The 25,142-nt window shown below is 59.4% G+C and carries 26 protein-coding genes and 1 riboswitch; of the genes, 14 read left to right on the top strand and 12 right to left on the bottom strand.

The window, feature by feature from the left end:
* The 4 genes from WNY37_RS13375 to WNY37_RS13360 all read right to left on the bottom strand — a co-directional run bounded on the left by WNY37_RS13375 (position 1) and on the right by WNY37_RS13360 (position 3,134).
* Positions 1–876, bottom strand: coding sequence for a fatty acid desaturase (locus tag WNY37_RS13375; protein ID WP_342973890.1), 876 nt, complete (start codon positions 874–876; stop codon positions 1–3).
* Positions 876–1,070, bottom strand: a complete 195-nt coding sequence (locus WNY37_RS13370) for a hypothetical protein (RefSeq protein WP_342973889.1) — start codon at positions 1,068–1,070, stop codon at positions 876–878. Before WNY37_RS13370 ends, WNY37_RS13375 begins: the two co-directional genes overlap by 1 nt.
* Positions 1,071–1,479: 409 nt before the next feature.
* A complete protein-coding gene (locus WNY37_RS13365) occupies positions 1,480–1,929 on the bottom strand; it encodes a glyoxalase superfamily protein (protein ID WP_342973888.1) in 450 nt (149 codons plus the stop codon).
* A 215-nt stretch (positions 1,930–2,144) separates the two neighbouring features.
* The gene (locus tag WNY37_RS13360; RefSeq protein WP_342973887.1) at positions 2,145–3,134 is read right to left on the bottom strand and encodes a glycerophosphodiester phosphodiesterase family protein; all 990 of its coding nucleotides are present in this window, start codon (positions 3,132–3,134) and stop codon (positions 2,145–2,147) included.
* 95 nt (positions 3,135–3,229) lie between these two features.
* On the opposite strand from WNY37_RS13360, the gene WNY37_RS13355 reads away from it, so the two are divergent.
* From WNY37_RS13355 to WNY37_RS13345, 3 genes are all read left to right on the top strand, one after another.
* Positions 3,230–4,855, top strand: a complete 1,626-nt coding sequence (locus WNY37_RS13355) for a long-chain-fatty-acid--CoA ligase (protein WP_342973886.1) — start codon at positions 3,230–3,232, stop codon at positions 4,853–4,855.
* 105 nt (positions 4,856–4,960) lie between these two features.
* Entirely contained in the window at positions 4,961–5,863 is a 903-nt protein-coding gene (locus WNY37_RS13350) for a DUF1499 domain-containing protein (RefSeq protein WP_342973885.1), read from the top strand.
* Between the two features lie 30 nt (positions 5,864–5,893).
* A riboswitch (ZMP/ZTP riboswitch) is annotated at positions 5,894–5,975 on the top strand.
* A 24-nt stretch (positions 5,976–5,999) separates the two neighbouring features.
* Entirely contained in the window at positions 6,000–6,701 is a 702-nt protein-coding gene (locus tag WNY37_RS13345) for a DJ-1/PfpI family protein (protein WP_342973884.1), read from the top strand.
* Here WNY37_RS13345 and WNY37_RS13340 read toward each other — a convergent pair.
* The 3 genes from WNY37_RS13340 to WNY37_RS13330 form a co-directional block, all read right to left on the bottom strand.
* On the bottom strand, positions 6,698–7,609 hold the full coding sequence (locus WNY37_RS13340; RefSeq protein ID WP_342973883.1) for an MBL fold metallo-hydrolase: 912 nt from the start codon (positions 7,607–7,609) through the stop codon (positions 6,698–6,700). The genes WNY37_RS13345 and WNY37_RS13340 overlap by 4 nt on opposite strands.
* A gap of 44 nt (positions 7,610–7,653) precedes the next feature.
* Positions 7,654–8,589 (bottom strand): hypothetical protein, encoded by a 936-nt coding sequence (locus WNY37_RS13335; protein ID WP_342973882.1) that lies wholly within the window; start codon positions 8,587–8,589, stop codon positions 7,654–7,656.
* A 123-nt stretch (positions 8,590–8,712) separates the two neighbouring features.
* Positions 8,713–9,123 (bottom strand): TIGR01244 family sulfur transferase, encoded by a 411-nt coding sequence (locus tag WNY37_RS13330; protein ID WP_342973881.1) that lies wholly within the window; start codon positions 9,121–9,123, stop codon positions 8,713–8,715.
* 121 nt (positions 9,124–9,244) lie between these two features.
* Here WNY37_RS13330 and WNY37_RS13325 point away from each other — a divergent pair, with 121 nt between their 5' ends.
* From WNY37_RS13325 to WNY37_RS13315, 3 genes are read left to right on the top strand one after another with little or no spacing between them, the layout of a single operon-like run.
* Complete coding sequence (locus WNY37_RS13325; protein ID WP_342973880.1) at positions 9,245–10,216, top strand: ABC transporter permease subunit; 972 nt, start codon at positions 9,245–9,247, stop codon at positions 10,214–10,216.
* A complete protein-coding gene (locus WNY37_RS13320) occupies positions 10,216–11,118 on the top strand; it encodes an ABC transporter permease subunit (RefSeq protein ID WP_342973879.1) in 903 nt (300 codons plus the stop codon). Before WNY37_RS13325 ends, WNY37_RS13320 begins: the two co-directional genes overlap by 1 nt.
* 12 nt (positions 11,119–11,130) lie before the next feature.
* Positions 11,131–11,982, top strand: a complete 852-nt coding sequence (locus WNY37_RS13315) for an acyl-CoA thioesterase domain-containing protein (protein WP_342973878.1) — start codon at positions 11,131–11,133, stop codon at positions 11,980–11,982.
* Here the strand turns inward: WNY37_RS13315 and WNY37_RS13310 are convergent.
* Positions 11,979–12,473: a hypothetical protein gene (locus WNY37_RS13310; RefSeq protein ID WP_342973877.1), complete on the bottom strand. Its 495-nt coding sequence runs from the start codon at positions 12,471–12,473 to the stop codon at positions 11,979–11,981. The genes WNY37_RS13315 and WNY37_RS13310 overlap by 4 nt on opposite strands.
* Positions 12,474–12,556: 83 nt before the next feature.
* On the opposite strand from WNY37_RS13310, the gene WNY37_RS13305 reads away from it, so the two are divergent.
* The gene (locus WNY37_RS13305) at positions 12,557–13,978 is read left to right on the top strand and encodes a potassium transporter TrkG (protein WP_342973876.1); all 1,422 of its coding nucleotides are present in this window, start codon (positions 12,557–12,559) and stop codon (positions 13,976–13,978) included.
* Positions 13,979–13,982: 4 nt separating this feature from the next.
* Here WNY37_RS13305 and WNY37_RS13300 read toward each other — a convergent pair whose 3' ends face one another.
* Positions 13,983–15,005, bottom strand: a complete 1,023-nt coding sequence (locus WNY37_RS13300; protein ID WP_342973875.1) for a hypothetical protein — start codon at positions 15,003–15,005, stop codon at positions 13,983–13,985.
* Positions 15,006–15,321: 316 nt separating this feature from the next.
* Here WNY37_RS13300 and hisS point away from each other — a divergent pair, with 316 nt between their 5' ends.
* From hisS to WNY37_RS13275, 5 genes are all read left to right on the top strand, one after another.
* Complete coding sequence (gene hisS / locus WNY37_RS13295) at positions 15,322–16,812, top strand: histidine--tRNA ligase (protein WP_342973874.1); 1,491 nt, start codon at positions 15,322–15,324, stop codon at positions 16,810–16,812.
* The gene (locus WNY37_RS13290) at positions 16,809–17,909 is read left to right on the top strand and encodes an ATP phosphoribosyltransferase regulatory subunit (protein ID WP_342973873.1); all 1,101 of its coding nucleotides are present in this window, start codon (positions 16,809–16,811) and stop codon (positions 17,907–17,909) included. Before hisS ends, WNY37_RS13290 begins: the two co-directional genes overlap by 4 nt.
* Positions 17,906–18,850: an ATP phosphoribosyltransferase gene (hisG, locus tag WNY37_RS13285; RefSeq protein ID WP_342973872.1), complete on the top strand. Its 945-nt coding sequence runs from the start codon at positions 17,906–17,908 to the stop codon at positions 18,848–18,850. Before WNY37_RS13290 ends, hisG begins: the two co-directional genes overlap by 4 nt.
* Before the next feature lie 577 nt (positions 18,851–19,427).
* Complete coding sequence (locus tag WNY37_RS13280; RefSeq protein ID WP_342973871.1) at positions 19,428–20,618, top strand: aspartate aminotransferase family protein; 1,191 nt, start codon at positions 19,428–19,430, stop codon at positions 20,616–20,618.
* A 64-nt stretch (positions 20,619–20,682) separates the two neighbouring features.
* Positions 20,683–21,135, top strand: a complete 453-nt coding sequence (locus WNY37_RS13275; protein WP_342973870.1) for a DUF6653 family protein — start codon at positions 20,683–20,685, stop codon at positions 21,133–21,135.
* A 62-nt stretch (positions 21,136–21,197) separates the two neighbouring features.
* Here WNY37_RS13275 and WNY37_RS13270 read toward each other — a convergent pair whose 3' ends face one another.
* The gene (locus WNY37_RS13270; protein ID WP_342973869.1) at positions 21,198–22,475 is read right to left on the bottom strand and encodes an acyl-CoA dehydrogenase family protein; all 1,278 of its coding nucleotides are present in this window, start codon (positions 22,473–22,475) and stop codon (positions 21,198–21,200) included.
* Between the two features lie 131 nt (positions 22,476–22,606).
* Between WNY37_RS13270 and WNY37_RS13265 the strand changes: the two genes are divergently transcribed.
* Complete coding sequence (locus tag WNY37_RS13265; protein WP_342973868.1) at positions 22,607–23,065, top strand: MarR family winged helix-turn-helix transcriptional regulator; 459 nt, start codon at positions 22,607–22,609, stop codon at positions 23,063–23,065.
* Here WNY37_RS13265 and WNY37_RS13260 read toward each other — a convergent pair.
* Complete coding sequence (locus tag WNY37_RS13260) at positions 23,062–23,673, bottom strand: glutathione S-transferase family protein (protein WP_342973867.1); 612 nt, start codon at positions 23,671–23,673, stop codon at positions 23,062–23,064. The two genes, WNY37_RS13265 and WNY37_RS13260, sit on opposite strands and share 4 nt — an antisense overlap.
* Before the next feature lie 86 nt (positions 23,674–23,759).
* Positions 23,760–24,719: a YihY/virulence factor BrkB family protein gene (locus tag WNY37_RS13255; protein ID WP_342973866.1), complete on the bottom strand. Its 960-nt coding sequence runs from the start codon at positions 24,717–24,719 to the stop codon at positions 23,760–23,762.
* Between the two features lie 109 nt (positions 24,720–24,828).
* Between WNY37_RS13255 and WNY37_RS13250 the strand changes: the two genes are divergently transcribed.
* Positions 24,829–25,017 carry a hypothetical protein gene (locus WNY37_RS13250; protein WP_342973865.1) on the top strand — a complete coding sequence of 63 codons (189 nt, stop codon included), beginning with the start codon at positions 24,829–24,831 and terminating at the stop codon, positions 25,015–25,017.
* The last annotated feature ends 125 nt before the right edge of the window (positions 25,018–25,142 follow it).

Genomic DNA, 25,142 nt, shown 5'->3' with positions numbered 1-25,142 from the left:
CTAGAGGTCTTCGATGTTCGCGCCGCGCGCTTTCAGGATTGGCCTCATTTCCCAATAGGCTGCTGCCGTCCGGTAGAGCGGGATCCGCGGGTGCAGGTGGTGCACGATGTGGTACTGCATGCCGAGTGAACCGATATTGCCGAGTGCGGCCCGGAAGCTGCGGGTATGCTTGTAGCGGTCGGTGCTTTCCGCAGGGTGGTGCGGCGCCCAGCTGAGGTAGTACTGGATGTAGGTGTAGGCGAGGTGATGCGGCAGCCACCAGAGGACAGCCGCCTCGATGGCGTGGCCGCTCCAGGCGATCGCGATGAGCAGGCCGAACCAGACAAATCTGTAGACGGCTGCGCCGAGCAACACATCATAGCGCTTCAGGCGTGCCAGCGATTTCGAATAGGCATTGAAAGCGCCATTGCCGCGTGGCTGCCGGTTTTGAATGCTTCGCCAGATCGCGTGAAATGGACCGCGTGCGCGCGCCATGTAATCGGGGTCGCGCTCGGGATCATTGGTGTGCTTGTGGTGTTCAAGGTGGGTGATTTTAGCGAGGCGGTACGGAAGGGCGAGCGGTATCGTCGAGATGTGGCCGACAAGTTCGTTCAGCCAGTATAGCTTCGAGCCGGGCCGGGCGATGATATCATGCTGGGCTTCGTGTGATGGCAGATAGCTCAGGATCGCCGTTATCGTCGCGATGATCAGGCCTAGCCACATTGGCATCAGGCCCATGAAAAGGAGCGGCCAGAGCGATAGCCACACGGCGAGGTTCACAAAAGTGCCGATGACCACAAGGTACGGGAATCGGTCGATATGGCGTCGCGCAATCGACCGCTCCATACGCACGAGCTCGGCGTGAGAAAGGTTTGAAATATCGGTCTGCTGCGTCATTAGATCCAACGTCCCCGGATTTGCGCGGGAATGCCCAGGAGCGCCGCAACGAGAAAGCCTGTCGCGAGCGGCGTGAGGTCGAAGGGGGTCGGTGCTCCGGTGCGTTCGATAAGCTGGGCGCACAGCGGCGCCAGAAATCCGAACGCGAAGATGAGCGGTCCCACCTTGTACAGCTCCTTGACGATATTGATCAAAGACATCCCCAGATATTCGAAATCCGAAACAGCAGATCGGGCCACCGCCTCGGATTGTCTGCCCAGAAAAACTTATCGCTCGAAAAAATGAAAATTTGGTTGCTCAGTCCGCGAAATTTTCCAAAATTTGATCCCGAATTCATCGGGTTATCATTTAAGGTAGATTGGGTGAGGCGTGCGATACGTGCAGTAGTCATTGCGACATAGACTCAAAAGTCGAAGGTTTTCCCTTGTTTAATTTATCGCTTAGGTTTTGCGGTCGATTTAAGTGGCTTAGGGGGCCAATGGGCGGGCTCCGGAATGCAAAATGCAGCGCAACACGGCGCATCCGGAACCCGCTGACCCTTGAGAGCAAATGGCGGCTTGGGGGGGCGACGACCCAGCGCGGCTCCCGATGAATATCGGGCGTTCAGATAAGCCCTAGACTTGTGCGCTCAACAATGAGGTGGGGCACGCCATCACTGGTCTTGCTCCACGAGATGCCGTCGGAATCCACCACAGCACTGACGCGTTGACGAAGGCCGGAAAAGCTCTCGAATTCAACAACGTCGACGGGCTCGTCAAAGTGAATCGAAACTTCGTACCCCATGCCGCCTGCAAGTTCGCGAACAGAATGGACGCGGCCGACAAAGGCTTGTTTGAGATACCTGCCGGTCACGCGTTCACCAACCTGTAACGGTACTTCAGGCGTGTTGGAGAGTCGGGCCGACGCTGTGTTCCAGTCTCGATAACCGAGTTCATGCGCGACGAGTTCAAGAGCGTGCGAATGGCTGAGTGACTGGCCCGCTTTTGCGTGCTCGGCGCGTATCTCTCGGGCGCGTGCTTTTGCCTTGGCGCGGGTTGATGGTTGGGGTGTCATGATCTGACCTTTCAAAATCAGGCCGGTGTCAATGTGCGGATGTTCGCCTTGCCGCAGACCGGTCTTCTGATTTGAAGAGTCTGTCTTCGATGGACGGGACGAGCCCAGAGATCTTCACCCTGAAGCCAACTGGCTCCGCGAACGGCTGGCGTCTCTCACCTTGGGCCGCGCAGATAGGGTGAAGTTTTGCTTCCGTCAAGCGTTTGGAGCGGCGATCAGTCTTGAAAGCACTGCTCGTTGGCAGCGACGATGGCATCGCCGATCGGACCGTCGAGATCGAGCAGCTTGTAAGGCTCGTCGGTCGCGAGCAGGACAAGGCCGCCGTCGATGAGGTCTTCGTATTCCGATGGGTCACCATCGGCCCAATACTGATCATCGAGCCGTTCGCCCTTGCGTCCAAGCGTGCCGAAAGCGCTCTCGATATCCTTGGTGGCGAGGCCCTTCCACTTTCCGGGATTCGGCCGGTTGGTTCCGGTCCAGGCGATCAAATTCTCCGGGTTGAGACCGGCCGCGATCATGGCTGCCTCGTGGTCGCGATTGCCGATTCCTGCGGTCATCATCATTTCCGGCGCGAGCTTTGCGACCTGAAGCGCTTCGTCATCGGTATAGGTAATGATGATGACATTGTTTTCGGCGCCCGCCTCTCGAACGGCATCAATGATGTTGCGGAAGCTCGTTGTTTCCTTCCGGTCGAGTTCAAGGATTGCGCCGGATTTCACCGCCCATGCGAGCGTATCCTCGAGCGTCGGCGGAGCGAACCGAGTGACCGTGCCGAAATCGTCGACGAGGCTGAAACGGCTGATCTCGCTCCAGTCTGTGTCGGCAACGGAACCGCCGCCTGTGGTTGTACGGCCCAGTGATCGGTCATGCATCAGAAAGAGTTGGCCGTCGCGGCTTTCGGCAACGTCGATTTCCATGATGCGAGCGCCCTGGCTTAGCGCGTAATCCAGCGTCTCGATGGCATTTTCCGGATACCCTTTCGCGGGTCCGCCACGATGCGTTGCGACCAGCAAACCGCCGGATTCGCGAACGCAGTTGAGTGCTGCAGGTAGGTGTCTGCCGGTTGATGGCGCGGCGTCCTCCGATTGGGACCGCGGCGATTCGTCGATCGGTTGAAGGCTGTCATCTGCGGGCTGGCAGCCGGAGATAAGCACAATACTTGCAACAGAACCCATCAGATATTTAAGACAATTCATCGCGGTCATCACCTTTCCCTTGCTTGCTGCAGGTGCATTCGGGTCATAGAAGGAAGTGAACGCTGCGGAAACCGCAAGAGACATAGGTATTCAGGGAGGAAAACATGCTTGGATTGATGCAAGACTGGCAAATGACGGTCGACAAGGTCCTCGACCATGCTGCTCACAATCATGGTGATCGCGAAATCGTGACACGGTGCGTTGAAACCGGCGAGGTGAAGCGCACGACATATGCGGATTTGCGTCTGCGGGCCAAACAGGTCTCCGCTGCCCTGCAGGATGAAGGCATCGAGCTTGGCGACCGGGTCGCGACGCTGGCGTGGAATACCTCTCGCCACATGGAAGCCTGGTTTGGCACCATGGGCATCGGCGCAGTGCTCCATACGGTCAATCCACGTCTGCACCCTGATCAGATTGCCTGGATCGCCAACCATGCTGAAGACCGTATCCTGATCTTTGACACGACCTTCCTGCCGCTGGTCGAGGCAGCCAAACCGCAGCTGAAGACCATCGAGAAATTCATTATCATGTGTGACCCGGAAAACATGCCGGAGAACTCTCTTGATGCGGTTAATTTCGAGCTCTGGATTGATGGTCGCTCGACCGATGTCGAATGGGGCAATTTTGACGAGAACACAGCCTGCGGCCTCTGCTATACGTCTGGTACGACGGGTAATCCCAAGGGCGTGCTCTATTCGCACCGCTCCAATGTCCTTCACACCATGATCACGATGGGCGTCGATACGATCGGTATGGGGGCCAATGATACGTTGCTGCCAGTGGTCCCGATGTTCCACGCCAATGCCTGGGGGCTTGCTTTCTCCTGTCCAGCCACCGGTGCGAAAATGGTGATGCCTGGCGCGGATATGTCCGGCAAGGCGATCTATGAATTGCTCGACAGCGAGAAGGTCACGATCACGGCGGCGGTGCCGACTGTGTGGCTGATGCTGCTCACCTACCTGCAGGAAAATGACCTGAAGCTTCCTTATCTCAAAAAGGTTGTGATCGGTGGATCGGCCGTTCCTGAGAAAATCCTGCGGGCCTTCGAGGAAGACTATGACGTACAGGTTTTCCACGCGTGGGGCATGACGGAACTGTCTCCGATGGGAACGCTCGGGGCGCTGCCACCATCGCTTGGCGATGCTTCCCACGAAGAACAGATCGCCTACAAGCTGAAGCAGGGGCGCCCGCCATTCGGGGTCGAGCTCAAGATCGTCGACGACAATGGCAAGACGCTGCCGCGCGATGGCGAAACGTCAGGCAAGCTCATGTGTCGTGGTCCGGCGATTACCAAGTCCTACTTCAAAGGCGATGGCTCGGCGATTGACGAGGATGGCTGGTTCGACACAGGCGATGTGGCGACGCTCGACCAGAATTCGACCATGCAGATTACCGACCGCGCCAAGGACGTTATCAAGTCCGGCGGTGAGTGGATCAGCTCTATCGACATCGAGAACTTTGCTGTGGGCCATCCGAAGGTGGCGAACGCTGCCGCGATCGGCATTTACCATCCCAAATGGGATGAGCGGCCGCTCCTGATTGTTCAGGCCGCGCCCGGCGAAGAGCCCAGCAAGGAAGACGTGCTCAAACAGCTCGAAGGCAAGATCGCCAAATGGTGGACGCCGGATGATGTCCAGTTTGTCGAGGAAATTCCCCTCGGCGCGACCGGAAAGATCAACAAGCTGAAGCTCCGCGAAATGTTCAAGGATTATAAGCTGCCAACGGCCTGACGCACGCGTCACATTTTGGTGTGAGCAGCGACTTCACCTTGCTATCAGCGCTCGCCACGATATGTGTGCGGGCGCTGAATTGTTTTTGGCGCGAGGGAGAAAAATATGAGTGAAGCTGTTCAGTCAGCGGGCTGGCGTCTGAAGTTTGCCGGTGCCGCGCTCGTTATCTCCATCCTCGCCGTCCTGTGGTTTGCCGCTGCGGCGCTCGGTACAAAATACGGTGTTTGGGGCTGGCAGTTCGGCCTTGGCAAGATGACCATTGCGTGGGGGGCTTTCGTGGCTATCCCTGCCGTCATCATCGCCGTTGCCGCTCTGATCGCAGGCTTCACAAAAGCCCCGCGCACCAAGCCGGTCATCCTGGCGCTCGGTGCGACGCTCATTGCTTTCATGCTGCTTTTCCGCCTCCTCGGATTCGGCGCGCAGGCTACGAGCCTGCCGCCGATCCACGATATCCAGACCGACTGGGATGATCCGGTGCGTTTCTCTGAGGCGCTGCTCGCGCAACGCAAATCCGATGATGCAATGAACCCGGTTGAGGACGCGCCCGTTATTCCGGAAGCGCCAGCCGTGGAAGAACGCTGGCCTGGCATGGGCGGACGGCTCGTGTCGGAGGTACAGGAAGAAGCAGAACAGCCAAAGACTGTTGATGGCGACGACGTCGCGCCTGCCTATGTGCGCCCAATTGAACCTTATTATTTCGACCAGTCGCCGGGCGAGATCGCGTCCTATGCGACCCGTCTTGCCGACGCGCGGGGCTGGACGATCTTTACCCGGCCGGAAACCGGCGAAGATGTTCAGCAGACCATGCTCGAAGCGACTGCGACGACCGGATGGTTTGGCTTCAAGGATGACATTGCTGTGCGGATCCGCGCTGTCGATGGTGCGACCCGTGTCGACATGCGCTCGATCAGTCGCGTCGGCCTGTCCGACCTGGGGGCCAATGCCCGGCGCGTGTCGAGCTTCATGGACGAGTTGGCCGATCGCGCGAATGGGCGCCCAGAAAGCTGATCGACCAACCGGCTCGTTCGGTGTAGAAGACATTTGCTGTGTAACTGACGCATGAGGCGGATCACCGCCGGGGAGCGCAGCCTATCCGATGCCGGGCGTCTGGGCATGAACCTCTTGACCTGAAGGAGGGCTGCCCATGCCCGAATTTGCTCCGATTTCCGTCGCGTTTCTTGTCTTTCCCAATGTCACCCAGCTGGACCTGACCGGCCCGGCGCAGGTGCTCTCACGGCTCGGCAATGTCACGCTTGATCTTGTCTGGAAGACGCGCGATCCCGTGCCGACTGATTCAGGCTTTTCCCTTCTGCCGACCAAGACGTTTGAGGAGGTGGAGCATGCAGACATCATCTGCGTGCCGGGCGGGTTTGGCACGCTTGATGTGATGCAGGATGAGGTCGCGCTGGACTGGGTGCGTAAGGTGGGCGCGTCGGCAGATTGGGTGACAAGCGTTTGCACGGGCTCTCTGGTGCTCGGCGCGGCTGGCTTGCTCAAGGGCTATGAAGCGACAACCCACTGGGCGTCGCATGACCAGCTCGCTTTTTTCGATGCTATCCCGGTCAAACAGCGCGTGGTCCTGGATCGAAACCGGCTGACGGGCGGGGGCGTGACCTCAGGGATCGACTTTGCTCTCGCGCTCGTCGCGCGGATCCGCGGCGAGGCGCATGCGAAATTCATCCAGCTTTCGATCGAGTATGACCCGCATCCGCCCTTCGATTCCGGCACACCGGACAAGGCGGATGACGATACGCTGGAGCGCTACTGGGCGCTGATCGACAAGGCTGCGCCCGGACGCGTTCAGACAGTGAAATCGATTGCCAAGGGGCTTGGCTTCCAGACCTAAGCCGTCTTCTGCAGCGCTTTCCAGTGGAATTCTGACCGCGTGGTCGGATTGGCATCTGCCGTTTCGACCATTCCATCCTTGAGGAGCTTCAGCATGTGGCCGAGCACAGACATGGCGGCAGCTGGGTGCAGACGCTTCTCGACGTCAGCATACATCACCTCGACCATGCGCGGGATGTTGGTTTCGCCTGCCTTGAGGTGTGCAATGATGGCGCTCTCGCGGTCGAGCCTATGCTGGCGATAAGCCTGGATAAAGCCGCTCACGTCTTCGCGAATCGGAGAGCCGTGCGTCGGCCACAGAATGTCGAAGTCACGCGCCTCGATCTTGTCCAGTGAGCGCATATAATCGTCCATATCGCCATCCGGTGGGGCGACGATGGTGGTCGACCAGCCCATGATGTGGTCGCCCGACAGGCAGGCATTCTCTTCGCGAAGGCCGAAGCAGAGATGGTTGCAGGTATGGCCTGGCGTCTCGATCACATCGAGCGTCCAGCCGGGGCCGGACACGACATCGCCGTCGCCTACTTTCACATCCGGCTGGAAGCCGAGATCGTCGGCAGAGCCGAGCTCGCCCTTGGCGGTCGGAACGCCGCAATTCTTTGCGTAGGTCTTGCAGCCGGCCCAGTCCGCGAGCGGTTGGGCCAGCGGGGAGTGGTCGGAGTGACCGTGGGAGACGAGCACATGGGTAATCGTCTCGTCTTTCAGGGCTGCCTTAAGCGCCTCGAAGTGCTCGTCCAGCATCGGGCCGGGATCGAGCACGGCAACCTCGCCATGGCCGATGATATAGACACCGGTGCCGACAAAGGTGAACGGACCGGGATTGTTGGCGATCACACGGCGGATGAGTGGGGAGACCTGCTCGACTTTTCCGTATTCGAAGTCGATGTCCTTGATGAATGGGATGCCCATGGGACCTCTTCGGCAGTTTCTATTCCCGTCTAGTGTAGACGATTTTAGGCTGACCGTTTCGGTGTAAACGCGGTGACAAAAGCGCGCGCCATGCGGCGGGTCGATTTCAACTTGTCGCCAAGTTTCAACGCCACGGGCGGGCCCATATCAGTCTTGTTCGCGTCCACAATGTAGATACGGCCTGAATCCCGGTCGCGTAACACATCAACGCCGCCCCAATCCAGACCGATTTCAGCAGCAAAGGCTTTGATCACGGCAATTTCATCGCTCGTGTAGCATTTGCGTGGGTCGTCGAGCAAAACTTGGGCATTCTCATTCAGGAAGCGGCGTGACAGTTCGCGGCGCTTGCGGAAAACCAGGGTGGGCTCACCGCCAACAATACAGCAGCGCAAATCCTCGACGAGGCCGCCATCGATCTCATTGTCGACGAGGCGCTGATAGGTCTTGTCTTCGACGGGATCCATTGGGCCTTCAATGATACGGCCGTCGTGGCATGCATTCTTCTCGGACTTTTCGACCATCGGGCCTTCATAGACGCGTGGGTCGACCTTCAGGCCGTAACCGGCAGCGCGTTCGAACGCTTCGGCGACCTTGGATTTCGAAATGTCATTGCAGCCGAAATTCACCAGCTTTGCGCCCGGTTTGGTCTGCGGGACAGTGTGATCGGCAAGAGTCGAATCATCGAACTGGAAAACGATGTCGGCTTTGGAAACGTCGGAAATGAGTTTGGCGCCTGAAGCGTGCATGACCGGCCAGATGAAATACCAGGGGCGCGGTTTGTCCGGGTGGAATGCAATGGTCGGGCGTTTATGTCCCGTAACACGGCGCCATGTGCGCCAGGATTGGGCGAGTGTATAGAAGGTGAGCCAGGTGAAGATGTCATTCGCCAACTGGAAGTTCGCCGGCACGCGGTGGCCAGTTTTCTTCACAAGCCAAGCGCCGTCTTCATACTTGAAGTCCGTCAGCCAGTTTCTCGACATACCTGTACTCCCTCATGCCCCCTCAGGCAGATGGGCGTGAATCGCACGCCACGATCAGAGTTTCAACTCTTAACCGCTGTTTGTCATGTGAGGTTTGTTTCACGTCAGGACAAGCCTGCGTGATCAGAGCAGGCCCTGTATGCTCGAGAGGTCGTAGCCTGCGCCTGCAGCAGCTTCCACGATTTCTTCGCCCATGCCCTGACCGCCATGCGTCAGTGCCCACGCTGTGACCGAGCGTGTGCCAGTGCGGCAATACGCCAGAACCGGTGCGGGGGCTTCCGACAGAATTGACTGCGTGCGTTCGATAATTTCGGGTGTCGGCGCGCCCGAGAAGGGCAGCGCGACAAACGTCAGGCCCAATTGCTCGGCGCGCGTGCGAATCGCTCCCATTCGCGGCTGGTCGACACCGCCTTCGCCGTCCGGCCGATTGGCCACGATTGTCTTGAAGCCGGCGGCGGCAATTTCGTCGACATCGTCTTCGTTGATTTGTGGTGCGACCGAGAAATGATCAGTCACTTTGCGGATGTCGGCCATGAATTACTCCGGTGTCATGTAGCGTTGACAAGCTGTGCTTGGCTGTGAACCTAGGAAGCATCAGGACGAGTTCCAAGCCTCGAATCCGGTTCAGTCGTAACGTAAAGAGAAAAGCCCGCACGTGTCAGCCCTTCAGCGAAGCCTTTCCCGCGTTCCGTGGGCCTATGTCCTGCGACGCCTGCTTTTTGCCATACCAACCCTTCTCGTCATCGTTGCCGTCGCCTTCTTCATGATGCGCATGGCGCCGGGCGGCCCGTTTGATGGCGAACGCAAACTCAATGCCGCAACTGAAGCGGCCATAGCTGCAAAATTTGGTCTCGATCAGCCGCTCTGGAAACAGTTCACCGATTACTTGCTTGGCGTGCTGCAGGGTGATTTTGGGCCGTCGATGAAAACGCTCGGCAAAAGCGTGAATGACCTGATCGCCGATGGCCTGCCGGTCAGCCTCGCAATCGGCTCCTTCTCAATGCTGCTGGCCATAATTGTCGGCACCGCCCTTGGTGTTTTTGCAGGCCTCCGCCAGAATACGACAGGGGACTACACCGTCATGGGCTTTGCGATGGCGGGCATTTCCATCCCGACCTTTGTGACCGGTCCCATCCTGATTCTGGTCTTTGCGCTTGGGGCGGGGCTGTTCGCGGTGGGCGGTCTTGGCGAGTATCCGAATATCGGGATGAACCTGCACAATATGACCCTGCCGGTTCTGACGCTGGCGCTGCCGCAGATCGCGATCATTTCGCGCCTGATGCGCGCCTCGACGATTGAGACCATGCGCTCGCCTCATGTGCGAACCGCGCGGGCGAAAGGCCTTGCTGAAGGCACTGTCATCCGCCGACATGTTCTCCCATCGGCCATCCTGCCGCTGGTATCCTATGCAGGCCCTGCCATGGCCCGTGTGATGACAGGCTCTCTCGTGATCGAGCGGATTTTCGGCTTGCCGGGCATGGGCTCATACTTTGTCGATGGGGCGATCAACCGGGACTATACGCTCGTTATGGGCGCGCTGATCATCTACGCGACGCTGATCGTTATCTTTAACCTCATTGCCGACATCCTGTATGCGTTGCTGGACCCGAAAGTGAAGTACGACTGATGGTTGATACGCTCGACATGACAGGCCGGAAGGACCCGGTCGAACAGGCCCTTACCGGCGGGCGCTCGCTCTGGGACGATGCCAAGCGCCGCCTGTTCAACAACAAGGCTGCCGTCATCTCCATGTGGGTGCTCGGTGTCATGTTCTTCCTGGCCATTTTCGGGCCGATGCTTTGGGTGCACTCCTACAAATCGATCTCGGCACAGACCGAGCTGGCGCCCACGTTTGACAATTGGCACCTGCTCGGCACCGACGAGCAGGGGCGGGACCTGGTCGCTCGCAATCTTCTGGGGCTTCGCATTTCGCTTGCCGTTGGCCTTGTCGCGACGCTGGTCTCGCTCATCATCGGCGTGACCTGGGGCGCGATTGCAGGCTTTGTCGGTGGGCGCGTCGACAACATCATGATGCGCTTTGTCGACGTGCTCTACGCAATGCCATTCATCTTCTTCGTGATCCTGCTGCTGACGGTCTTCGGGCGAAACATCATCCTGATCTTTGCAGCCATTGGTGCGGTCGAATGGCTGACCATGAGCCGGATCGTTCGGGGACAGACGCTCGCCATCAAGGGCAAGGAATTCATCGAGGCCGCGCGCGCCGCTGGTGTACCGGGCTCCGCCATCATCCGCCGGCACATTCTGCCGAACGTTGTCGGCCCCGTGGCGGTCTATGTGACGCTGACTATTCCGGTTGTGATCATGGCAGAGAGTTTCCTCTCCTTCCTTGGCCTCGGCGTGAATGAGCCGCTGACCTCGCTCGGCGTGCTGATCTCGAACGGCGCGAAGGAAATGCAGGACAAGCCATACCTTCTCATGGCGCCCGCCATCCTGATGGCGGTGACGCTGCTCTGCCTGAACTTTATTGGCGATGGATTGAGGGATGCGCTCGACCCGAAAGAGCGCTAGACGCCTCTTCCCATGAGCACGAAATCTTTCATCGACCTTCAGTCGACACACAATCCGCACCGTTGGTTTCTGCCTGTCGAGGAGCGCTACTGCGTTGGCCCTCCCGGCATGAAGTTTCTGTTTGGCGGGGTTGGACTGGCCACGGCGATCGCTGCGCTCGAGCGCACGACAGAGCGGCCGTGTATCTGGGCGACGGCGCAATACCTTTCCTATGCCAATCCGGGTGATGTGGTGGATGTCGATGTCCGCTCGAAGATGGATGGCAAGCATATCACGCAGGCCCGTGTCCTTGCTCATGTGAAGGACCGCGAGATCTTCACTTGTAACGCTGCGGTCGGTGCGCGCGAATCCGAACATTCCCATCAATGGGTCGAGATGCCGGATGTCGCCCCGCCTGAAGATTGTCCGCCCATGCCGCGCTTTGGGCCTGAGGCCGATGACCTGCATTCCAACCTCGATATGCGCGTCGCCAAGGGGCGCTATGCGCCGGGGCGCAACGTTGAGGGCGGACGCAGCGCCGACGGCCGGGTGGTTCTGTGGGGGCGGTTGCGCAATGGCGCGGCGATCGATGCGGTGACACTTGCGGTGATCAATGACTTCGTTCCGTCTGGCACCAGTCACGCGCTCGGCCTGCCAGCCGGCGCCACCTCACTCGACAATACGCTGCGCGTCCGCAAGATCGTGGAGACCGAATGGGTCTGCTGCGACATCCAGATCGAAGGCGTGCACAATGGATTTGTTCACGGGCGCGCCGCGATGTTTTCCGATCGTGGTGAGCTAATGGCGTCGGGTAGTCAGTCCGGCATCATCAGAATATTCGACCCCGAAGCCTTCAAGGCGCGGTTCGCTGCGAAGAAGGACTAGTCGCCAAGTGCCGCGAAAGAAGAGGCAGGGCTGACCGGGCATGATGCGACGATGCCAGCCGGTGCTGCAGGGGTGTCATGGTCCGCGGAATACACTGCGGCAACCGCAATGATCTCGGCATCTGAAAACATGGTCGCCAGGCGCACGAGGCTTTCGCGGGTCTGGACCGGTGATTGGGCATCATAAAGCGCGTCCAGTTGAACTTCGCCTTCCTGTGCCATGCCGCGGAAAATACAGCCAAGATCAGACGGACCATTATTTCCGTCGATCCAGCTTCCAAGCTTGGCTGCAGCATGCGCGAAGCGTACAATTTCGGTTTCGTATTCAGCGGGGATCGCGGTTTCGCCAGACCGGTCGACATTCTCAATGAAGTCTACCGTCTCCTGGTACAGGTCCGATGCTTTGACGCCCCAATCGGTCGCCAGTTGCGGCGAGGCGGACGCTGCAAAGGGCAGGGTGGCAGCAGCGATAGCAAGGAAAAGGCGTTTCATGTCGGCACGGTCTCCATAATTCCCCTGAGAGGAGAGCAAGGGGCGTGCCGTTCGCCTCGCGTGGACGGGGAACCGGTTGCGCAATGGTACGTTTGGCCATCTGTTCAGATGCGGAGGCTGACAGCCAGCGAATGCCAAATGAAGGGTCCGGTCCGTCCCGGAAAGGCCAACTCAGCAATTTGCTGCGCGGCGCCCGCCTCTCAGTCCTTAGAACCAATCCGGCGAAGCTGCTTGTCGTCGGATATGTGGGCTACATGCTTGCCGGATGGTGCCTGCTGTCCATGCCGTTGACACATGAGACTCGCGTTGCTGCAATTGATAGCTTCTTCACCTCAGTGTCGGCGGTCTCAACGACCGGACTGGCAACGATCGATCCGGGGACGAGCTATAATCTCCTCGGAGAATTGATCATCCTGCTTCTGATCCAGATTGGCGGGGTCGGGTATATGACGATCGGTTCTTTTGCGGTGCTGGCCACCGCGCACAAGCTGTCGCCTTTGCGCGAGAAGATCACACGGGCCGCGTTCGCTCTGCCGGACGATTTAAAGCCCGGCCACTTCATCCTCACTGTCGTCATTTTTACGCTCGTCTGCGAGGCGATTGGCGCATTCGTGCTTTGGCTCATTTTCAGGGCTGCCGGAGAGGAGAATGCGGTGTGGAGCGCAATCTTCCACGCCGTTTCTGCCTTCTGCACGGCGGGCTTCAGCCTCAACCCGAATAGTTTCGAGGCCTATAGCGGAAATGCGGCGCTCAACATTGTCATTTCAGCGCTCAGCCTGCTCGGCGCTATGGGCTTTCTTGTGATCTGGGATGTCTGGCGCAATTTTACGTCCGCTGCGTTCCATCTCGGTTTCACGACCAAGGTAATCCTGCGGATGACCGGCTCCTTCCTTTTCATAGGCACGCTCATCCTGTTTGTCGCCGATCCCGGCATTTCAGCCCTGGAGCCATCGGACCGTTTGCTTGCAGCCTTCTTCCAGACCATGACAGCGACAACGACGGTTGGCTTCAACACTGTGCCGATAGGTGGACTTTCGATGTCGGTTCTGGTCGTGCTTTTCGTGCTCATGGCCGTTGGCGCGTCGCCATCAGGCACAGGCGGCGGCCTAAAGACCACGACGTTTGCCGCTCTGCTTGCAATCATGCGGTCGACGCTCAAGCAGCGCAGTCGTGTTCGCTTCTTCAAGCGGCCCATCGCGGCCTCGCGCCTACAGGCAGCGGGTGCCTCAGCGGTCTATTTCATCGTACTTATGTCCATCGCGATTTTCCTGCTCGGCCTGACTGACCCGCAGTTTGAATTTGAGCGTATCGTATTCGAGGTCATTTCCGCGCTTGGCACTGTTGGACTGTCCATGGGCATCACCGGGGAGCTCTCCGACCTTGGCAAACTCATCATCATTATTCTCATGACGGCGGGCCGCGTTGGTATCCTGACGTTCGGGATTGCGATTGCGATGCACGATGAGAGCCGGAGCGAAGAGAAGGATAATGAGCTCCTGATCTAGCGGATCAGCTTTTGGACAGCGCAGCCTTCACCGCCTCGCCGGCTGGTTTCAGGTCGCCGACATACCAGCGATCCTTGTCATTCTTGTGCAGGCGGTAGAGGCCCATCTTGCCTTCGAAATCATCCCAATAGGGTTCATCCAGGAGTTCGTAGATGAAGGCCGCCTCGACGCGATATTTCTCCCGCATGCTGCGATAGAAGGCGATCCGCTCCGTCAGCATCCGGGCATTGTCTTCTTCGGTTTCGAAGCCGCCACCGCCCGCATTGAACTCGGTGATCCAGATAGGCTTTCCGAAGCTCGCCAGCACTTCAAGATAGGATTCGCGCACGGTTTCGTAGTCGTGCCAGACGGTGATCTCCCAATCGAGCCCATCGCTTTTCCAGCGCTCAAAGGCGCCGAGGTGGCCCCAGCCAGCGGTGCCGATTGCGCGCCGGGCGTGCGGGTCGCCCGCTTTGGCGCCGTCCAGCAACCCGCGCAAGGCAAAGCTCACCTGATCCCAGCGCGGGCCATAATAGTCTTCCGGCTCAACGCCGCCGGCAGGGCCCCATTCGCACGGGTATTGCGTGCCGTCATCGCGCATTTCGCAGGGCTGAATGATGGCGTGGCTTTCCAGCTCATTCCCAAGCTCCCAGACGGGGAACTGGCCTCGATAGCGACGCGTCAGCCAGCGAGCGCGCTCGAAACTGTCATCGTAAAGCTGCTGTGGTGTCTTGTCGTCGAGGGGGCCGTCCGGGTGGATGATTGGGAGCAGCGTCACGCCATATCGATCGGCAATGGGTTTGAGTGTTGCCAATTGGTCGAAATCCCAGCCGATCCGGTAATGCGTCATGCCAAGCTCGCGCACGAGCCGGATCTGCGTTTCGAATGAAATGTCGGGATAGGCGCGAAACGGATGACCATTCACTCCCCAGATGAGGTCATCGGTCGGTATCAGCTTCGACCAGAGAGGGGCACTGTCGGCCCTGCACCCAGCCAGCAGGCTTGCGCCGAAACCGGCCAATACGTCGCGTCGATTGTGTCCCCTCATCGGCCGCACCATGGCGTATCAGGTGGAGACTGCCTAGTCAGAACCCGTTCGTTTGCTTGACTTGTCGCAGCTTGCCTCATATTGAGCGGCTCAATGAACACGATGCTGCATCACCATCACCACCACGCGTGACGCGCCGAACGAGGCGCGAACCGGTCCGGCTGCGCCTCTCTAAAGTGTTCATTTCCAGATATTGAACCGCCAGAGGCAGACCAGTCGATACCGGCTTTGCGTCTCGTCCGACCGCGTCTTGCTTCACACCCTGACCGGCTTCGTCTAAGCGGAGCCTCAAGCGACCAGAAACAGAAGACGAGACATGAGCAAGAAGCATAAAGATCAGGACGGTCCCAAGACCGGCAAAGACCTCGCCCGCAAGCCGCGCGGCTTCCCGGACCGGCGCGAAGGTCTGATCCACGCCCAGGCTGAGATGATCGACCGGGTGACCTCTGTCTATCGTCGTTGGGGCTTTGAGGCTCTGGAAACCGGCGCCTGGGAATATGCAGACGCGCTCGGCAAGTTCCTGCCCGATGATGACCGCCCGAACGCCGGTGTCTTTTCGATGCAGGATGATGACGAACAGTGGATCTCGCTGCGCTATGATCTCACCGCCCCGCTCGCCCGTTTCGCAGCCGAGAACTGGCAGACCCTGCCCAAGCCCTTCCGGCGCTATGCGGCGGGGCCCGTCTGGCGCAATGAGAAGCCGGGGCCGGGACGCTTTCGCGAATTCCTGCAATGCGATGCTGATACGGTCGGCGCAGCGGGCGCGCACGCCGATGCCGAGATGATTGCCATGGCCGCTGAAGCGATGCGGGCAGCGGGCGCTGGCGACGGAGAGTTTGTGGTGCGGGTGAACACGCGCCGCTTGCTTAACGCTGTTCTGGAAGGTGTTGGTGCGAACAATGACACCACCCGCCTCACAATTCTGCGGGCGCTCGACAAGCTCGACCGGCTCGGGGAGGACGGCGTGAAGCTGCTCCTCGGCGCAGGCCGCGAAGACGAGTCGGGAGACTTCACCAAGGGTGCTGGTCTCGACGCTGGCGGTATCGCGAAAGTCATGGCGTTCGCGCAGGCCGGACGCGATACCCGCGGCGCGACGCTTGAGGCGCTTGGCGCTGCGGTCGGCACGGGCGAGGAGGCGCAAGCGGGTCTCCAGGAACTCACGGCCATCGCGCGCGGGCTGGAAGCGTTTGGATGTCCGGAAAGCGATGTCCTGTTCGACCCATCCGTTGTGCGCGGGCTGGAATACTATACCGGCCCGGTCTTCGAGGCGGAGCTTCTGAAAGAGACAGTGGACGAAGACGGCAACACGGTCCGCATCGGCTCTGTCGGCGGCGGCGGACGTTATGATGATCTCGTCGCCCGCTTCACCGGGGAGAAAGTCCCGGCTACCGGCTTCTCGGTTGGTATTTCGCGGCTCGCCGCAGCGTTCGCGATCAGCGGCGACATTGAGGCGCTGAACGGCCCGGTGGTGATCCTCAACATGAACCGCGATGACCCGACCGAAGCGCTGAAGCTGGCGACCGAGCTTCGCGGCGCCGGCATTCGCGCCGAGGCCTATATGGGGTCATCTGGCATGCGTCCTCAGATGAAATATGCGGACCGTCGCGGCGCGCCCGTCGCCGTCATGGTTGGAGAGGACGAGATCGCCAAAGGCGTCGTCACGATCAAGGACCTCAAAGAGGGCGCGAAACAGGCCAAAGCGATCAAGTCGAATGAGGAGTACCGCGAAGCCCGCCCGGGCCAGTTCGAAGCGCCCCGCTCCGAGATGGTCGCGCGCATTCGCGAAATCGTCGAGGCGTCGGAATGACCTCACCAATCGACATCTTTGCAAAACTTGGCGGCGATCTCGTCGACCCGCCAATCGTGATGCCCGCGAACCAGCCGCTCGAACTGTCCGGAGAGGCGGTAAGGTCGCGCCTGTGTGTGTTTGTGGGGGAGAGCGGTGAAGAGTGCGCGCTGCGCCCGGATCTCACCTTGCCGGTCGCGATCGCGCAGGCCGAAGCTGGCGTTTCGGCCGAGACCGTCAAACGCTATGCCGCTCGCGCTTTCCGCCTGCCGACTGTTCCCGGCGATGCGATGGAGTTTACGCAGGTCGGTTTCGAGCGCTATGGGGCGCCCTCCAATGCCGACACGGATGCGGAATGTTTTGCCATCGTCTGCCAGGCTGCCACTGCGGCCGGGGCTGGCGACAGCGAAACCCGCTTGGGCGACCTCTCCATCTTCCCGGCATTTGTCAACGCGCTTGATCTCGCGCCTGGCCTCGCTGAAGCGTTGAAGCGGGCGTTCAGACAGGTTGGCGGTGTCTCTGCGCTGCTCAATGCCAAACCGGGCAAGCCGGTGCATGGCCTTGCCGCACGCCTTCAGGGCGCAAGCCCAGATGAAGCCAAGGCGATCGTTTCCGATATTTTCGCGCTCTCCGGCATTCAGCCGCAGGGTGTGCGCACGCTGGATGAGATTGTTGAAGGACTTCTGCAGCAGGCGACAGACGCCGCCTATGGCGGCACGCCTGATCTCGCGCGTCAGACGCTGGAGGCAGTTATGGCTGTCGACTGTCTGCCAGAGCAGGCGGCTGACGCACTTCTCGCTATTGCGCGACAGGCGGGGCTCGCTGGCGTTGAACCAGCGCTGGAGCGGCTTAACGAACGCGTCACCAAGATCCGGGCCGCTGCGCCAAAATATATGGCGACGGCACGCTTCGGCACGCCCTTCGGCCGGCGTTTCAATTATTATGATGGCTTCCTGTTTGAGCTTTTTCAGAAGGGCGAAGCGGGTAGCCGCCAGCCCTTTGCCGCTGGCGGGCGTTACGACACGCTTCTGTCAAAGCTCTCAAATGGTGCTGTCGATGCAACGGCGATTGGCGGCGTGGTCCGCCCTGATCGTCTCGGGACAGGAGGAGCGGCATGACACGGCTTTCGATTGCAATCCCGTCCAAGGGACGGCTGAAGGACAATGCTGAGGCCTGGCTCGCCAAAGCGGGCTTCACGCTTAAACAGTCGGGCGGCGAGCGCGGTTATACGGCCGAGCTGAAAGGGCTTCCCGAAGCGGATGTGATGTTGCTGTCGGCGCGTGAAATCGCACAGGGCCTGATCGATGGAAGCTTCCATCTTGGTGTCACGGGAGAGGACCTTCTCAATGATCTCTCTGCGAACCTGTCTGCCGATGCGCAAGTCATCAAGCGGCTGGATTTTGGTGGAGCGGATGTCGTTGTGGCGGTCCCGTCGGCGTGGCTGGACGTCAACACGATGAGCGAGCTGGAGGCAGCTGGTGCCCTTTTCAGGCAGCGTCACGGGCGCCGAATGAAAGTTGCGACCAAGTATATGCGGCTGACGCGCAATTTCTTTGCGCAAAAATCGGTGGGCGAGTACCGACTGATCGAGAGCGCTGGGGCGACGGAAGCAGCGCCGAGTTCGGGGCAGGCTGAAGTCGTTGTCGACATTACCTCAACAGGGGCGACGTTGAAGGCGAATGGCCTCAAGGTTCTCGATGATGGTGTGATCTTGAAAAGTCAGGCTGGGCTGGCCGGATCGCTCAAGGCTGTTTGGGACGAGGAATCACTTGGGGCGCTCCAGAAATTACTCGCCTCAATTGAGGCTTTTGATTCTGCTCGGGACCAAAAACTCCTCCTCGCCGCGAATTCGATCCCGGATTCTCTCCTTGAAGGGGAAGGGATCAGGCCAATTTCGGCAAATTCCGTTCTCGTGCCCTCCTATATGGCGGTAGAAATTGCCAGGAGAATCGCAGATTCGGGGGCAGGACCTGTCTCAATCTCCAGCTGCGAGTTCATTTTTGACCAGGAGTCGCCCGCATTTAAAGGCTTTGTTACCAATTTAACATCTGCCGCTTGACAATGTGACAGAAAATTGGCGATACAGGTCTTCGCAAGTTTCTGGGAGGAAACGCTGCAAGAACTCTTACAGGCGCGGCTCGATAGCCGCGCCGTTTTTTTATCCAAAATCGACAGTTTTCTGATGACGGCCCCTCTGGTGCGCACGGCATATTTCAGCCTCTGCAATCCATTTTTGTTGCGCCCAAAAAGAAAGGCCCCTTTTGGGGGCCTGATGTATTGAAGTTTCAGTGGTTTGGACCCAGTTGGCGGCTCAGGGTCAGGGCGTCAGGGAAAGCACCAACCGGGTCCTTGTTATTATTGTTTTTCAATATCCGACATATCGAATAACGTCAAGTCCATATCGAAAAACAATTATTACAAACGTGTTAGGGAGAAGTGTTTGCAGGCAGTGACGGGCAAATAGGGGCTCTGCCTGCTGACAAAAACCCCTGCAAAGACATGACTCTCATGCATAATTGCATTTGAAACTAAATTAGTCTGCCACATTCGAATGGCTGCTGTGGTGTGAGTTGACTTTGCTTGTCGCCGCGGTCATGCGGATGACAATTCACATCAACCCATTGGAGCCAATTCACATGTCTGACCCTCGCGCCCACATCATGCCCGTCTACGCCCCGCCTGAGGAAGCGTTCGTGCGCGGCGAGGGTGTGCGCCTGTATACTGAGGGCGGTGAAGAGTATCTGGACTTCATCGCGGGTATCGCCGTCAACGCGCTCGGTCACGCGCACCCCAAGCTTGTAGAGGCGCTGCAGGAGCAAGCCGGCAAGCTCTGGCATCTTTCCAACATGTTTCGCGTGAAGGCAGGCGAAGAGCTTGCCGACAAGATGTGCGCGCGGACATTTGCTGACCGCGTCTTCTTCACCAATTCCGGCACCGAAGCAGTCGAATGTGCGCTGAAAGCCGCGCGCAAGTATCACTGGTCCAAGGGCAATGAGGACCGGATCGAGTTCATCACCTTCACTGGCGCCTTCCACGGTCGTTCCCTCGGTGCGATCAATGCCGGCGGTAATCCGAAATACCTCGAAGGCTTCGGCCCGCCCATTCCGGGCTTTCGCCAGCTCGAATGGGGCGATCATGACGCCCTCAAGGCCGCCGTGACCGACAAGACCTGCGCGGTCTTCGTCGAGCCTGTTCAGGGCGAGGGCGGCGTTCGCGCCATGCCGGAAGAGTGCCTGACGGGCCTGCGCAAGCTTTGCGACGAGACAGGAACGCTGCTCATCTATGACGAGGTTCAGTGCGGTATGGGCCGGACGGGCAAACTCTTCGCGCATGAATGGGCACCGGACGCGCAGCCAGACATCATGTGCGTCGCCAAGGGCGTTGGCGGTGGCTTCCCGTTTGGCGCCTGCCTGATGACCGAAGAGGTCGGCCTGCCGATGCAGCCTGGCTCTCACGGCTCGACCTATGGCGGCAACCCGCTGGCCATGGCGGTCGGCAATGTGGTCTGGGACACGATCGCGGACGAGGCCTTCCTAGCCGAAGTTCGCCGCGTGTCGGGTACGGTTGCGCAGGGCTTGAAGAGCCTCGCCGACAGCCATGCAGACAAGGTCGCCGGCGTCACCGGCAAAGGCCTCCTCACCGGTCTAGAGCTCAAAGCGGCCCCCAAGCCCGTCCAGCAGATTTGCCGGGACAAGAACCTCCTCGTTGGCGTTGCCGGCAATAATGTCCTGCGTCTCGCCCCGCCGCTCGTCATCACTGATGAAGACGTCCGCAAGGCCGTCAGCGTCATGGACGAGGCACTGAGCGAGTGGGAGATGGAAGGCTAGGCTATCAGCAGGACCGAGGGGGACGCTTGTATTGGTAGACCTCGGCGACGCCTCAGAGAAACTGATGAGCATGGATAACGCCACCTGGCGTCGCCATGCCAATCCGTGGAGCGGCTGGAGCCGTGTGGCGACCCTGCCAGCACTGGCGCTTGCAATCTGGAGCCGCGTCTGGCTCGGCTGGTGGGCGCTGGTGCCTGTTGTTCTCGTGCTCCTCTGGACCTGGCTCAATCCGCGCCTCTTTCCCGAACCGCGAAATCTCGACAACTGGATGTCTCGCGGTGTCATGGGGGAGCGCATCTGGCTTGCCCGCAAGAGGGAGCCGATACCGGCCCATCATGCCCGCATGGCAACCCTGCTCAACGGCCTAAGCGCGCTCGCCATGCTGCCTTTCGCGTGGGGGCTGTGGCAGCTAGAAATCTGGCCCACCGTGTTCGGAATGACCGTGTCCATGCTTGCCAAGCTCTGGTTCGTCGACCGCATGGTGGCGCTGAGGCGGCTGGAAGAGCAGGGCGGATAGGGGCCACAAAAAAAGCCGGCACCTGGGGCGCCGGCTTTCTTCATTCAGGTGAGCGCGAAGTCTTACTTCATGCCCTTCATGCCCATGCGGCCGATCTCGGCGCGGCCCACGACCATGTGGTGAACCTCGTCCGGGCCGTCAGCCAGGCGCAGCGTGCGCTGCTGGGTGTACATGTTGGCGAGCGGGGTCCACTGGGACACGCCGGTTGCGCCATGCATCTGGATCGCATCGTCGATGATCTTGCAGACGCGTTCCGGCACCATCGCCTTGACCATGGAAATCCAGACGCGAGCTTCCTTGTTGCCGAGCACGTCCATCGCCTTCGCAGCCTTCAGCACCATCAGGCGCATGGCTTCGATTTCGATACGGGCGCGCGAGACAATTTCCTGATTGCCGCCGAGCTTGATCAGTGGGCGACCGAACGCCTCACGGGTCATGCCGCGCTCGAGCATCAGGTCGAGGGCTTTCTCTGCCGCGCCGATGGAGCGCATGCAGTGGTGGATGCGGCCTGGGCCGAGGCGGAGCTGGGAGATTTCAAACCCGCGGCCAACGCCGAGCAGGATGTTCTCTTCCGGCACTTTCACGTCCGTGAAGCGAATGTGCATGTGACCGTGCGGGGCGTCGTCTTCGCCAAAGACGTGCATAGGGCCGAGCACTTCAACGCCGGGCGTGTCCATTGGCACGAGGATCTGGGACTGCTGCTGGTGGCTTGGGCCGTCAGGATCCGTCTGGACCATGACGATCATGATCTTGCAGCGCGGGTCTCCGGCACCAGAGGCGTAGTATTTCTCGCCATTGATGGTCCACTCGCCATTTTTCAGGATAGCCTGGGTGCGGACATTGCGAGCATCAGAGCAGGCGGTGCCGGGCTCGGTCATCGCAAAGCAGGAGCGGATTTCGCCGTTCAGGAGCGGCTTCAGCCATTGTTCTTTCTGCGCTTCGGTGCCGACGCGCTCGAGCACTTCCATATTGCCCGTGTCCGGGGCCGCGCAGTTCAGGCTTTCTGAAGCCAGGCGGTTCTTGCCGAGAACGGCAGCAATATACGCGTAGTCGAGGTTGGAGAGACCTTCGCCCGTCTCCGCGTTTGGCAGGAAGAAGTTCCACAGGCCCTGGGCCTTGGCCTTGTCCTTCACGGCGTCGAGCAGCTCCAGCTGGCCATCGACATAGGCAAAGCGATCCGGGCGGCCTTCACCAAGCTCGTGGAACTTGACGCTCATCGGCTCGACTTCTTCCGCCACGAATTTCTTCACCGCCTCATAAAGAGGCACAGCCTCTTCAGACATGCGCAGATCGTTCAGCGGATCGCGAACGTCCATTTTTTCCATGGTTCCGGTATCCATTTTTTGTCTCCTCCGGGGTTTGATCTAAGACTGGTTCTAACGTGCGAGATGATTTGCTTTTATGCTGATCATTCCGTATTGTTTCACTAGTGAAGTATATCCCTCGGCGGCGAGGCATGCAAGGGCAGGACATGGTTACAAAGACGAAAAATCCGCGGCTCTATTCACGCCTGCAGATCGCTGCTCAGCAGCTGCGAAAGGTGACGGACCGCCAACTCGTTGAGGCGGCTGGAATTACAGCCCCACAGCTCGGTGTGCTGACGCGGGTGGCTGCAGCAAAAGAGTTGAACCAGACCAGCCTCGCGCGCGATCTACGCCTCAACGACTCTGCGATTACCGCCATGGTGAAGCGCCTGATCGGCCTTGGCATGCTGGAGAAGAGCCGCAGCGAGACTGACAGCCGTGCATGGGTGCTGAAGCTCACGGATGACGGCCAGGCCGCCATCAGCCGCGCTGGCGAGCAGATGCTTTCGATCAATCAGAAGATTGACGCCGAATTTGGTGAGGGAGGGCTCGACAATTTTGTCGATGAGCTCAACCGCCTGATCGACATCTGCGACGCCGAACAGGCGGGTGAGGGGGATGCTTAGGCCTTCACGCTCTCTCGTTTTTCCATGCGGTCATACCAGTCCGCGAGGTTTGTGAGGTTTCGGTCCAGTGGTTGGCCGACCTGTCCGCCGAACGCAACGAATGAGAAGAGCAGGATGTCGGCGAGGCTGAAGCGGTCACCGGTCAGCCAGATCTCGCTGTCCATCTGGCCATTGAGCCAGCGCAGCGCTTCCTTCACGCATTCCTTGAGGCCCGGCGCTGCGTCCGGGAAACAGGGCAGGCGGTTCTGGAAGAGTTGCAGGCCTTCGGAGTAGCGGAAGGCCCGCGTCATCGGGTCGATCACTTCGAAATCTGTCCAACGCATCCAGCGCCGGGTGATGGCGCGTTCCTCGGGCGTGCTGCCGATCAGGCTGTCGCCCGGGCTGATCTCATCGAGATATTCGCAGATCGCGGTAATCTCGGTGATCAGCGTGCCATCGGCGAGGACCAATGCGGGCATCTGACCAGCCGGGTTGACCTTGAGGTACTCGGCCTTGCGATTTTCGCCGCCCATCAGATCAACTTCGATCGTATCCACCGTCACGCCGCGTTCGGCCATGAAAGTGCGAACAACCTGCGGATTCGGGCCAACGGACGTGTAGAGTTTCATGATGAGTCCTCCTGAGACGGTTCTGCGCGCAGCGTATCGGTCGCGGAGCCTTCGACAAGAGGTGACGTTGCGGTCAGTGCGAATGCCTAGACGTTCATTTTCGGATGGTCTTCTTCCGGCTCGGGAGCCTGATCATAGGCCGCCTCGGTATCGATACCCCGATCCTTGCGACTGAGCACACCATTGGTTTCAGCGCCCGTACAGATCGCAAAGGCTGAAAGCCATAACCACATCAGCAGGGCAGCGACGGCGCCGAGTGAGCCAAAGGTTTCGTTATAGTCGGCGAAAGCGGACAGATAGAATGAAAAGGCGATCGAAGCGATAAGCCAGATACTGGCAGCGACGAGAGCGCCAGGCAGGATTGGGCGGGCGGATGATTCGTTGCGGCGAACGCCGTGCGGGCGCGCGGTCCTGAGAAATGCGTAAATGCCAACCAGGAAGAGCGCGATCATGCCCAGCCAACGCAAGATGCGAAGGAAGGCGTCAAGAACAGCGCCGAGTTGTAGGGCCTCAATGATTGGCGGAACCGCGCCGATGGCGGCAAGCGAGACAATGGCAAAGACGATTGCGCCCGCTGTGAAGCCGATCGCCAGGAGATTCTGTTCGAAAAATCCCCGTTTGGCGGGGCGGTCATAAGTCACCTCTATAGCCTGAAGCAGGGCATTGGCGCCGCGTGACGCCGACCAGAGCGCAACGACCAGAGAGACGACCGCGCCCCAGGACAGCCCCGAAGATTGCGAGTCTGCGATGCGGATCATCTGGTCTGTGATGAGGGCGTAGGCTTCGTCTGGCAGCAGCGGGCGCAACACTTCAAAGTACTCGCGCAGGTCTGCTGACGTGGTGAAGATGCCCCAGACCATGAGGGCGGCTGCGACGGCCGGAAAAATCGAAAGAAAGGCGTAGAAGGCGACGCCGCCAGAAACCAGCGCCACATCATCTCGTCCAAGCCTTCCACCTGTGCGGGCGATAAGGCTGGCAGCCGGGCGAAAGTGCCGCCGATAGGTTGGCGACGCTTTTATTTTTCCGATGAGTTTCAATGGATTCATTGTCTACCTAACGCTGCGGCGCAATAGCCGTTCCGGGCCGGCGCGCTTGACGGCTCTATCGCGGCCTCTCCTATAGACCTCATTGAGAGACCGAGATGATGAGGACATTATGAAAACCGCTAAAACCTGGCTCGCTCTGATCCTGCTCGCCCTTCTGGCAGTATTCGCACTTCAAAACATGGCCATAATTCAGGTGAATTTTCTGGGAATGGGTTTTGAGACCCGGCGGATATTCCTGGTCATCGCCTGTGTCGTCGTCGGATTTGTTATCGGCAAAGCCGTGAAGATTCGCCACTGAAGGCGTAGGTCGAACCATGAGCTGTTCGCGTTGGACAGCCCAGGTGCTTCGTAGCAAATTGAAAGAATCAGGGCGGCGCGATCCGTGAATGGTCGAGGAAATTAACGTATGGTGAGCTTGGCGAG

It is taken from the genome of Henriciella sp. AS95, from assembly GCF_038900055.1.
GTDB lineage: Bacteria > Pseudomonadota > Alphaproteobacteria > Caulobacterales > Hyphomonadaceae > Henriciella.
This window is presented reverse-complemented; position numbering and strand designations above follow the sequence as displayed.

What these genes read in the sequence shown, in the direction of transcription:
- WNY37_RS13375 (WP_342973890.1), bottom strand. Translation starts at nt 876, where the DNA reads ATGACGCAGCAGACCGATATTTCAAACCTTTCTCACGCCGAGCTCGTG.
- WNY37_RS13365 (WP_342973888.1), bottom strand. Translation starts at nt 1,929, where the DNA reads ATGACACCCCAACCATCAACCCGCGCCAAGGCAAAAGCACGCGCCCGA.
- WNY37_RS13360 (WP_342973887.1), bottom strand. Translation starts at nt 3,134, where the DNA reads ATGACCGCGATGAATTGTCTTAAATATCTGATGGGTTCTGTTGCAAGT.
- WNY37_RS13355 (WP_342973886.1), top strand. Translation starts at nt 3,230, where the DNA reads ATGCTTGGATTGATGCAAGACTGGCAAATGACGGTCGACAAGGTCCTC.
- WNY37_RS13350 (WP_342973885.1), top strand. Translation starts at nt 4,961, where the DNA reads ATGAGTGAAGCTGTTCAGTCAGCGGGCTGGCGTCTGAAGTTTGCCGGT.
- WNY37_RS13345 (WP_342973884.1), top strand. Translation starts at nt 6,000, where the DNA reads ATGCCCGAATTTGCTCCGATTTCCGTCGCGTTTCTTGTCTTTCCCAAT.
- WNY37_RS13340 (WP_342973883.1), bottom strand. Translation starts at nt 7,609, where the DNA reads ATGGGCATCCCATTCATCAAGGACATCGACTTCGAATACGGAAAAGTC.
- WNY37_RS13335 (WP_342973882.1), bottom strand. Translation starts at nt 8,589, where the DNA reads ATGTCGAGAAACTGGCTGACGGACTTCAAGTATGAAGACGGCGCTTGG.
- WNY37_RS13330 (WP_342973881.1), bottom strand. Translation starts at nt 9,123, where the DNA reads ATGGCCGACATCCGCAAAGTGACTGATCATTTCTCGGTCGCACCACAA.
- WNY37_RS13320 (WP_342973879.1), top strand. Translation starts at nt 10,216, where the DNA reads ATGGTTGATACGCTCGACATGACAGGCCGGAAGGACCCGGTCGAACAG.
- WNY37_RS13315 (WP_342973878.1), top strand. Translation starts at nt 11,131, where the DNA reads ATGAGCACGAAATCTTTCATCGACCTTCAGTCGACACACAATCCGCAC.
- WNY37_RS13310 (WP_342973877.1), bottom strand. Translation starts at nt 12,473, where the DNA reads ATGAAACGCCTTTTCCTTGCTATCGCTGCTGCCACCCTGCCCTTTGCA.
- WNY37_RS13305 (WP_342973876.1), top strand. Translation starts at nt 12,557, where the DNA reads ATGGTACGTTTGGCCATCTGTTCAGATGCGGAGGCTGACAGCCAGCGA.
- WNY37_RS13300 (WP_342973875.1), bottom strand. Translation starts at nt 15,005, where the DNA reads ATGAGGGGACACAATCGACGCGACGTATTGGCCGGTTTCGGCGCAAGC.
- hisS (WP_342973874.1), top strand. Translation starts at nt 15,322, where the DNA reads ATGAGCAAGAAGCATAAAGATCAGGACGGTCCCAAGACCGGCAAAGAC.
- WNY37_RS13290 (WP_342973873.1), top strand. Translation starts at nt 16,809, where the DNA reads ATGACCTCACCAATCGACATCTTTGCAAAACTTGGCGGCGATCTCGTC.
- hisG (WP_342973872.1), top strand. Translation starts at nt 17,906, where the DNA reads ATGACACGGCTTTCGATTGCAATCCCGTCCAAGGGACGGCTGAAGGAC.
- WNY37_RS13280 (WP_342973871.1), top strand. Translation starts at nt 19,428, where the DNA reads ATGTCTGACCCTCGCGCCCACATCATGCCCGTCTACGCCCCGCCTGAG.
- WNY37_RS13275 (WP_342973870.1), top strand. Translation starts at nt 20,683, where the DNA reads ATGAGCATGGATAACGCCACCTGGCGTCGCCATGCCAATCCGTGGAGC.
- WNY37_RS13270 (WP_342973869.1), bottom strand. Translation starts at nt 22,475, where the DNA reads ATGGATACCGGAACCATGGAAAAAATGGACGTTCGCGATCCGCTGAAC.
- WNY37_RS13265 (WP_342973868.1), top strand. Translation starts at nt 22,607, where the DNA reads ATGGTTACAAAGACGAAAAATCCGCGGCTCTATTCACGCCTGCAGATC.
- WNY37_RS13260 (WP_342973867.1), bottom strand. Translation starts at nt 23,673, where the DNA reads ATGAAACTCTACACGTCCGTTGGCCCGAATCCGCAGGTTGTTCGCACT.
- WNY37_RS13255 (WP_342973866.1), bottom strand. Translation starts at nt 24,719, where the DNA reads ATGAATCCATTGAAACTCATCGGAAAAATAAAAGCGTCGCCAACCTAT.
- WNY37_RS13250 (WP_342973865.1), top strand. Translation starts at nt 24,829, where the DNA reads ATGAAAACCGCTAAAACCTGGCTCGCTCTGATCCTGCTCGCCCTTCTG.